The sequence below is a fragment of the Sorangium sp. So ce834 genome, from assembly GCF_051521425.1.
Taxonomy (GTDB): domain Bacteria; phylum Myxococcota_A; class Polyangia; order Polyangiales; family Polyangiaceae; genus Sorangium; species Sorangium cellulosum_D.
This window is the reverse complement of record NZ_CP150351.1, coordinates 6662247-6671606: the sequence shown is the minus strand read 5'-3', so window position 1 is coordinate 6671606 and position 9360 is coordinate 6662247. Positions and strand designations below refer to the sequence as shown.

Sequence of the window (9360 nt, the reverse complement as noted above, 5' to 3'; positions counted from 1 at the left end):
CTGGATCTACCCAAGGAAGCCCCGTGGATTGTCATGATTCGGCGCACCGCGCGCAGGAGAGTGAGCTTGCCGCCCTCCGCGCTCGCCTGTCCGAGCTCGAGCAGATCGAGCGGGAGCTGCGCGCCGAGCTGCGTCGGGTCTACCGCATGCATGAGGCGGCTCCCTACCTGATCTCCGTCGACGAGCCCGTCGAGCAGCGCAGGCTGTACGAGAACCGCTCGCTCGCAGGCGAGCTCGGCTATGCGACGGACGACGCGGCGTTTTCTGGCCTCGACGCGTTCGTGAAGCTGGCTCATCCGGACGATCAGGCCCGGGCCCGCGAGCAGCAGCGCCGGGCCCAGGAGGGCCCGGCGAGCGACACCGCCGGGCTCGCTTACCGCCTGCGCAGGGCCGACGGCTCCTGGGGCTGGTTCACGCGGCGTGACATCCGTCTCGACGCCGACGCCGCGGGAAGGGCGCGTCAGGTGATGAGCGTGGTCCAGGACGTCACAGCGCAGATGGAGAGCGAGGCCGAGCTGCGCCGCCAGGCCGAGGACGGCGCTGTCTCGAAGAGGCTCGTCGAGAATGCCCTGGATGGCATCACCATGACGACCCTGACCGGCGTGGTTACGTACGCAAACCTCGCCTTCAAGGCGATGAGCGGCTTCGCCGACGGGGGGGTCGGTCGCCCGCTGGCGGACTTCTATGCACCGGAGGACTTCGCCCAGCTCGCCAACGTGGCCATGCCCGCCCTCGCCAAGGAGGGCGCCTGGCGCGGCGTCCTCAGGATCCTGCGCCCGGACGGGAGCTCGTGGATGGGGCAGCTCAGCGCCTTCGCGCTCGTGGGCCCGACCGGCGAGCAGACGGGCTTCGCGGCTTTCTTCAGGGACATCACGGAGCAGCTCCGTTACGAGCAGGAGACGCTCGCGCAGGTGCAGCTGATCCAGTCGCAGCAGGCGGCGCTCCGGGAGCTCGGCACGCCGCTCATCCCGATCGCCGACGGGGTGATCGCCATGCCGCTCGTCGGGACGATCGACCGGGAGCGCGCGCAGCAGATCCTGGAGACCCTCCTGAACGCGCTCGGCGAGAAGCAAGCGGCGGTGGCGATCCTCGACATCACCGGCGTGAAGACCGTCGACGCGGAGGTCGCCGCCGCGCTGGTCCGCGTCGCTCAGGCGGCGAGGCTGCTCGGCGCCGAGGTGGTGTTGACGGGCATACGCCCCGTCGTCGCGCAGGCGCTGGTCGAGCTGGGGACCGAGATGAGGGGGCTCGTCACCTGCGGCACCCTGCAGAGCGGCATCGCCTACGCGCTGTCGCGCAAGGCGCGCCCGCTGCCTGCCTGAAGCTCTTCCCCAGACGACGGGACCGCTTCACAAGAGATCGTTGCAGGAGTACACGACACCGTTGTCGCAGGTCTTCGCGCACGAGCCGTTCGCTACCGCGATCGTGCAGGCGGCGTAAACGACGTCCTCGTACCCGCTCTCCTCGTCGTAGAAGGGCACGCAGATCCTCGCGGAGCCCGACCCCGTGCCATCGGCCTGGACCGTGAGGTCGTCCCAGGGCACGCACCACTCATAGACATGACGGATGTAGCGGTGGAGCGAGCCGTCGCGAGCGCGCGCATCCGTGCCCCAGACGTACTCGTCGCCCCAGTTCCTCTCCCAGTAGACCAGCGTGTTCCCGTCCGCATCGCCGCTCCAGCTCTCAGAGACATCGGACCAGCCGTACCGCCCCCCGTAGGATTCGGTCCACGACCCGTCCGCCTGCAGCTGCCCGTCGAGCTGGATCCGCCCGCCGTGCGTGCGCGAGATCCGCTCCTGCGTGTAAGAGAGTGACGTGCCGTCCCACTCTCCCTGCTGCGTCAGCCAGTCGAGATCGCCGCCGCCCGCAGGGCGCGTCCTCCGCGTGAGCAGACAGCGCTGGAACGTCTCGTCGCCCTCGGTGCGCTCCACGCGTTGAAACGTCTCCTCGACCTCCGTGACGTGCACCGCGCCGCTGTCCTCGATCGTCTCCCGGTCGTACGTCGCCACGGCCCCGTTCGCGGTCCGGGTGACGCTCCCCTGCGCCTTGGTCTTGCGGAGATAGCTGTCCGCGGCGGGCGTCTCCTTCCAGCTGATCGCGCCCCGGCGCGGCGTGTAGCGGCCGTGGATGCGATCCATCGCGAGCCCCGGCGGATCATAGTCGAAACGTGCTCGCTCCATGTGCGGCAGGTGCTGGCCCACCGTCCCCGGGATCGCGCAGAGCGCGAGCAAGGCGGGCGCGGCGCCCTCCTTCACGGAGCACTGGAGAGCCGCCGACGCCACGCCGTCGTCCTGCGCCGGTGCATCGTCGCCGCAGCCCACGAGCATCCCCGCCGCCGTGATCGCGATGAGGCACATCCATCCCCGAAAACGTCCGCTACTCGCCACGCGCTTCCTCGCTTTCACCACGAGAGTGTCATCCAGCATACGCTGGCTCGTGCGGAGAGGGCAGGTGAAATGGCGGCGCACATCATCGGATATGGCGACGCACATCACTGGATATGTCGGCTGCCGGAGGAGATGAGGGGCGCTGCCGCTAGGTCACGCGCGGGGCTCCGAGGCGCGCTTCAGGCCGGTCAGCACCTTGTAGCGGGCGGCGATCGCCTCCAGCTCGCCGGGGGCGAAGACGTCCTCGATCCGGTCGAAGCCGTCGGGCGCGCGGTCCTGGGCGATCTGCATGCACTGCTCCGGACCGTTGCCGCGGTTGGCCGCGACGATGGCGGCGGTGGCCGGCAGGCGCTCGGCCTCGTAGGCGGCCAGCGCCTCCACCGGATCGGCGTGGGCGGCGAGCGCGCGGACCAGGGCGCGGGCGTCCAGGATGGCCTGGCTCGCCCCGTTGGAGCCGATCGGATACATGGGATGGGCGGCGTCGCCCAGCAGCGTCATGCGCCCGTGGCTCCAGCGCGGCAGCGGGTCGCGGTCGACCAGCGGGAACTCGTAGATCGCCTCGGCGCCCCGGATCAGGCCGGGCACATCCAGCCAGTCGAAGCGCCAGGCCTCGAACCTGGGCAGGAAGTCGGCGGGATCGCCCCGCCGGTTCCAGTCCTCCCGCCGCAGGCTCTCGGCGACGGCGAGCTCGGCGATCCAGTTGATCCGCTGGCGGCCGTCCGGCCCCGGCGGGGAGATGGGATAGGCGACGAACTTCTGGTCCTGATGCCCGGCCATGATCATGCTGGCGCCGGTGAGGAACGGCGCCGCCAGCGTGGTCGCCCGCCACAGGATGCGGCCGCCGTAGACCGGCGGCCCCTCGTCCGGATAGAGGCGGGCGCGCGCCGCCGAATGGATGCCGTCGGCGCAGATCAGGAGATCGCCGGGAACCTCCCAGGCCGCGCCCTCGCGGTCGACGAAGCGCGCCACGATGCGGCCTGCGGCCTCTTCGTGGTCCACGAGGCGCCGGTCGCAGATCACCCGGCCCGGGCCGAGCCGCTCGACGGCGGCGTCGAACAGCACGCCCTGCAGGGCGCCGCGGTGCAGCGAGATCTGCGGCGCGGCGTGGCCGGCGAAGCGGCCGCGCGCCTCGCCCCAGATGCGCTGGCCGAAGCGGTTGAAATAGACAAGCTCGCGGGTCGCCACCCCCTGGGCCAAGAGGGACTCGACCAGGCCCAGCTCGTTCAGCACCTCGCCGGCGTGGGGCAGGAGGTTGATGCCGACCCCGAGCGGCAGGAGGGTGGGCGCGGCCTCGAACACCGTCACCTCATGGCCCGAGGCGTGGAGCGAAAGAGCCGCGGCCAGGCCGCCGATCCCGGCGCCCACGACGATCACCTGCATGAAATCCTCCGCAGACATGCGGCTTGACGCCGCCCCTTGTTGAAGCCGCCGCCGTGCCTCAATCACCGGCACGGCGGCCGCGGATGGTCATCACCGCCGCCGCCACCCCCGCCGACAGCACGACCGGCACCATGGCCATGGCCACGCCGGCGGGGCTCCAGCCCTGGCCGAGCAGGTGGCCCGCCACCAGCGGTCCGCCGATGGAACCCATCCGGCCGACGGCGATGGAGGCGCCGGTGGCCAGCCCGCGCGCCGGCGCCGGGTAATAGAGCGGGATGACGCCATAGAGCGAATACTGCGCGCCCAGCAGGAAGAACCCGGCCAGGCCGGCCAGCACCAGCACGGGCAGCAGGCTGTCGGCCCCCGCCAGCCCGAACAGCGACAGCCCAAGGGCAGGATAGGCCGCGATGATGGGCAGGCGCGGCCCGAGCCGGTCCACCAGCACGCCGATGATCCAGCAGCCGAGGACGCTGCCGACATTGAAGGCGAACGCGGCGCCGGCCCCTCCCACCCCGCCGAGGCCCTTGGCCGCCACCAGCGACGGCAGCCAGTTCAGCAGCAGGTACAGCACGAGCAGCGTCAGGCCGAAGGTGAACCACGCCAGCACTGTGATCAGCAGCCGGCCATGACCGAAGAGCGCCTGCACGGCGCCCGGCCGCTCTGCGTCGCTGGCCGCCGCCGCGCGGCTGTCGGGCATCAGCCGCGCCATGACGGGCAGCAGCAAGAGCGGCAGCACGCCGCCGGCCACGAAGATGCTTTTCCACCCGAACCGGTCCAGGAAACCGGCCGCGAACAACGCCGCCAGCGCGCCGCCGGCCGGCATGCCGCTGAACATCAGGGTGGTGGTGCGGGTCCGCCGGTCGGGCGGGGCGATCTCCAGGGCGACGGCCACCAGGGTGGGCATCGCCGCCCCCAGGCCGACCCCGGCCAGGAACCGGTAGAGGCCCAGCGACAGCGGCCCGCCCGCCACCACGGTGGCCAGCGTGCACAGGCCGAAGACGCCGACGGCGATCATCAGCAGCGGCTTGCGGCCCATGCGGTCGGCCATCCAGCCGCCGCCCAGCGCGCCGCAGACGAGCCCCGCCATGCCGGCCCCGAACACGACGCCCGCCTGCCCGGGCGAGAGGCCCAGGGCGGGGATCAGCCGGGGGGCGGCCACGCCGATGGCCTGGATGTCGAACCCTTCCAGCAGGGTGATCAGGAAGCAGAGCGACAGCGTGACGGCGCCGCGCGGCGCGTGAGAGGGCGATGCGCCCATGGGTAGACCTTCCGTTTCCGTCCCATTGCCCGGGATTGTTGCAGCTGCCCGCAGCCTGTACGGATGCGGCGACTCCGGTCCAGAAGATCCTGCTCTCGTCGACACGGCGCTCGGCGCAGCTCGACGATCGCCGTCCTTCCTCGCATCACCCGGTGCAGGTGACTGCAACGACTTCGTATCGAAGTCCTCTGGATCGAGGCATAGGCATACTCGCCTATGCCTCGATGCGAGGCGTCACGCGCCCGTGGGCGGACTGGACGATTCGGGTAAGAGCCGATTTGGATGGCGCTGCAATTGTGCCGTCCGGCGACATGGAGGCGCTGCTGCGGGCCATGCGCCTTCTCTGAGGGCGAGCCCCTCCTGGACGCGGGGCCGCGAGGCGGGGCGGATCGCGCGAGGTGGCGGGAGATCGGTCACGCAAGGCAGGACGCCGGCGTCTCCGCGCCGGCGTCCTGCTCACGAGAGCGCGACGCGGATCAGTTCTCGAACCGGATGTCGTCCATGTAGTAGGGGCCGGAGTTCGCGGTCACGTTGAAGTTGAACTGCAGCTTCACGTCGCTCGGCGCCGCGTTGAGCGCCGTGACGGTGGCCGCCGGGAGCTGCGAGAACGTGACCTCGTTGAACGCGCCCCGGGTGAGGCCGTTGAGCACGACGTTGCCGACCCACTGGTTGTTGATGCCGGCGGACGGGATCGAGATCAGCACCTCCAGGTTGCCAACCCAGCTCGGGTTCGGCTGCTGCTTCGACACGAAGAGAGAGAGCTTGATCTTGTTGCCCACCGGCGTGAGGCCCGAGGTGCTGAAGTTAGGGCTGACGATCGCGTTGAACGAGCTCGGGGTCCGGACCTCCAGCGACGCGACGCCCTCCTTCACCCGGCCCGTGTGGGTCGCGAGCAGGGCCTGCGTCGAGGTCCACGCGCCCGGCTTCTCGAACCCGAGGGTCGCGTTGTTGAGGAGGAAATGCTTCATCACCTTCTCGCGATACGGGAGGAACGTGTTGAGGACGGCGTCCGAGAGGATGAAGCGCCGCGGACCGTTCACGTTGCTCGGGTCGACCGGCGCCGTCTTCTCGGAGGTGTGGGTGAAGACCAGCGTCTTGGGGAACGCGCTCGACAGGCCCACGTCGAGGCTGCTGGTCGGGCTGTTGGTGGCGTCCACGGGCTCATGGCACCCCGCGCAGGCGAGGGACTGAGCGCGCCCGACGATCTGATCCACGGACAGGTTGGTGGGCGTGCCGGACAGGTCGCTGCCCATGGCGATCAGCTTGTTCGCGATGTTGGTCCTCAGGGTCGACGTCCCGGTGCCGATCGCGTTCAGGTAGTTGTTCTGGAGGGGGATCATCAGGCTCTCGCCCGCGTTCATCGAGTCGGGCAGCGCCGACGGGTACGCGAAGCGGTTGACGTCGTCGGCCGCGGCGAGCCTCTCCACCATGTTCGGGAGCACGGTGCTCTGGAAGCTGGTGACCCGCGAGTCGCCCGAGATGCCGGGCGCGAAGAGCTTCGCGGACGGGTTGTCCTTCACGAACGACGGGATGACGTTGAGCGACGGGCTGCTGCTGGTGCCGTGCGTGAGCCTGAACTCCCGGAGCGACCAGGCGTCGAACGCCTCCTGGAACAGGAGGAACTCGTTGGTCCGGATCTGGCCGTTGTTCGGGCCCGGCGTGTGGCCGTAATTGTCGATGTGGATGACGGGCCCGACGCCGGACGCGGGCAGGCCGTTGAAGTAGAAGGACTTCAGCTCAGTCGCCCGGGTCGCCACGGTCTTCGAGGGGTTCGACTGGTTCAGCCAGAACTCGACGATGGGGCGGCAGCCTTGCCGGCCGAGGCTGGGGCTCGGGTTGGGCAGCCGGCCCTCGAAGATGATGAAATTGCGCCGAGAGGTCTGGTCGGGCCTGGCAGGGTCGAAGTCGGGGTGGCCCGACTTCCGCGCGAACACGATCCGGTACTCCCCGCAGTGGGCGCCGTCCGGAGGGGCGAGATCGAAGCGGTTCGCCAGCGTCGTCGCCATGTACGCGTTGTCGCCGGCGGTCGTGGAGAACGGATCGCTGGCGGACTCCTGTCCCACGGTCCGGGGGCAGCGGACCGGCCATCCGTTGATGGACCCCGTCGTGGGCGTGTCGCCGGGCTGCGGGGCAGGAAACACGTCGTTCGCGTTGGCGGCCACGTCATTGCAATGCGGAACGGAGGAGAAGAGGCCGGGGGCTTCCCGGTGCGTGTCCATGAACCGCCGGAACAGCGTGAGGGGCGTGAGGCCCGGGACGCCCGACTGGGTGACCAGCTGCTGCAGGACGTCCTTCAGCGAGAACTGGGACACGATGTCGACTTCGGTGACGGTGAGCGACTTCAGGCGCTCGATCGGAAACGGCAGCGTGAGCGCCTCGGCGGCCTCGCCGAGGTCGGCCTCCGCCGCGTCGAGCAGCGCGCTGGAGTCGTCCAGATCGCCGTCCCCCGGCTCGAAGTCCGAGCACGCAGCGGGCAGGAGGGCGAGCGCTGCCAGCGCGGCGTGCCGCGCCCTCCGCCACGCCCCGGCGGAGCCAGGGACAGACCACGAGCGCACCGAAATGCTCGAACTCGAACGCTTGGAAAGCATGAGACCTCCTGGAAACGACCATGATGACGAGCCGCGCCCCCGGTGGGCGCGCGCTCGAAGACGAAGAGAGACGGAGTCCAGGCGAACGCGGGAGAACACCGCACGTCGGCCTGATGAGCGGGGCAAGCACGCTCGCCCTGGGCTCGCCGCGTGCTGCCGTCGCCCGGGCTGCATGCAGCCCGGGCTTCGGATCCTCGGAGTCGACGCTCCTGCGATGCCCTGCTCGCGCGCCGTCGCGCACGCGGTGAGCCACGACCGAGCGCGACGGGAATATGAATGCTGTTCGCGCTCGGGGCAAGCATTACATTCTGTCGCGAGCTGATCTGTTCCTGGCTCGCGCGCTGCCGAGAGGTCCTTTGCTCGGCGCACAAAATAGGCGACGCCGGCGCGCATCGCCGCGCCGGCCCGGGCCGTGGATTCACCAGGCCGGACACGCCGCGCGCTCGCCTGGGCAGGGCGGGGCGCTGGCCGCGCAGAGCGGAGATCGGGTTACCTGGAGCTCATCATCCGTTCGCGAGGGCCGCCCGGGTTCCATGACCTCGCCTGGGTCGCGCCAAGCTGGGTCGGGTCGGGGGCCGGTCGATGCATCGAAGAAGCCGCGTCCACGCCACAGCCTGTGGCCTGTGGCGGGAAGATGCGCCTCTAGGTGCCAGAACCGAGCCAGCCAAGGCCAGGGCGATCCTCGCGGACCTCGACCCGACCCAGGTCGAGGTCGCCGCAGCGATGCCGGCGGCGCCTGATGGCAAAGTTTGCCGCTCTGGCAATTTTTGCCATGGTGCGACGGCAGAGATTGCCATGTCGCCGCCGCGCCCGTCCGCCGCCGAGCAGCGCGGACGAGACGACATCGCGGCCCTACGACCCCCTCGATCCCGGGCTCGCGGCCAGGAGCGGACGTCCGGGGGAGGGGCCGCTGGGCATGCGGTCGCGCGGCGGATCCAGGCCCCACGTTTGCTGGACGAGGGCACGCCTGGATTGCGTGTCTCGCTCGCAGGGCGATACGCTAGGAGATGGTGATGAAAAGTAGTATTTGGATCGGTTGGCTCCTGTCGATGATGGCCCTATCCACGTTGGTGGCGTGCGGTGGCGGCGACGACGAGCCGACCAGCAGCGGCAGCACCGACACCATCATGGGCGACGGCGGAAGCGGCGGGGGCGGCGGAAGCGGCGGGGGCGGCGGCGGCGGCGAAGCGGGAAATCCGAGCGGTGTGCAGGCATGCATGGATATCTGTGAGCAGCACAAGATGTACGGCTGCGATCCGCCGGACCTGGACTGCGATGGGTCCTGTCGCCTCACCATCGCGTTGACCGGCTCCGAGTGCGATGACGAGATGGCCGCGATGTATTCGTGCGAGCTGCCCGGCGCGCCCTCGTGCAGGCGGCCCGACGAGTGCAGCGACGAGCACGACGCGGCGTTCGCGTGCATCGCGGCCAGCGGGTGCTGGGAGCTGGAGTGCACCTACCCGAACGACCTGGAGGGTAACGAGTGCGCGTGTGCGTCCACGTGCCTCGGCAAGAAGCACGAGGTCGAGTGCGGCCCGTCCGCCGACGGCACGACGAGGTGCGCGTGCCTCGTCGATGGAGTGCAGGTCGGGACGTGCGAAGGCGCGGTGAAGGAGGTGTGCCACCTGAAGCAGGGCTGTTGCAACGAGTTCTTCAACATCCCTCTATGACCCGCCTCCGCCCGCCGGCGCGCCTCCCCGCCGCGCTCTCGCCGCCGCGTCCGCCCTCGAGCGACGCGGCGCCACGC

General features: G+C 70.2%; 6 protein-coding genes. 2 read left to right on the top strand and 4 right to left on the bottom strand.

Annotation, left to right across the window (positions count from 1 at the left end):
• The first annotated feature begins 23 nt into the window (after positions 1 to 23).
• Positions 24 to 1322, top strand: a complete 1299-nt coding sequence (locus WMF20_RS24080) for a PAS domain S-box protein (protein WP_437616945.1) — start codon at positions 24 to 26, stop codon at positions 1320 to 1322.
• Positions 1323 to 1349: 27 nt separating this feature from the next.
• Here the strand turns inward: WMF20_RS24080 and WMF20_RS24075 are convergent, their stop codons facing one another.
• The 4 genes from WMF20_RS24075 to WMF20_RS24060 all read right to left on the bottom strand — a co-directional run bounded on the left by WMF20_RS24075 (position 1350) and on the right by WMF20_RS24060 (position 7580).
• Positions 1350 to 2357 (bottom strand): hypothetical protein, encoded by a 1008-nt coding sequence (locus tag WMF20_RS24075; RefSeq protein WP_437616944.1) that lies wholly within the window; start codon positions 2355 to 2357, stop codon positions 1350 to 1352.
• A 183-nt stretch (positions 2358 to 2540) separates the two neighbouring features.
• Positions 2541 to 3767 (bottom strand): flavin-dependent oxidoreductase, encoded by a 1227-nt coding sequence (locus tag WMF20_RS24070; protein ID WP_437616943.1) that lies wholly within the window; start codon positions 3765 to 3767, stop codon positions 2541 to 2543.
• Positions 3768 to 3825: 58 nt separating this feature from the next.
• The gene (locus WMF20_RS24065; protein WP_437616942.1) at positions 3826 to 5025 is read right to left on the bottom strand and encodes an MFS transporter; all 1200 of its coding nucleotides are present in this window, start codon (positions 5023 to 5025) and stop codon (positions 3826 to 3828) included.
• A 476-nt stretch (positions 5026 to 5501) separates the two neighbouring features.
• Positions 5502 to 7580 carry a hypothetical protein gene (locus WMF20_RS24060; protein ID WP_437616941.1) on the bottom strand — a complete coding sequence of 693 codons (2079 nt, stop codon included), beginning with the start codon at positions 7578 to 7580 and terminating at the stop codon, positions 5502 to 5504.
• Positions 7581 to 8626: 1046 nt separating this feature from the next.
• On the opposite strand from WMF20_RS24060, the gene WMF20_RS24055 reads away from it, so the two are divergent.
• Positions 8627 to 9283: a hypothetical protein gene (locus tag WMF20_RS24055; RefSeq protein WP_437616940.1), complete on the top strand. Its 657-nt coding sequence runs from the start codon at positions 8627 to 8629 to the stop codon at positions 9281 to 9283.
• Positions 9284 to 9360: the final 77 nt, after the last annotated feature.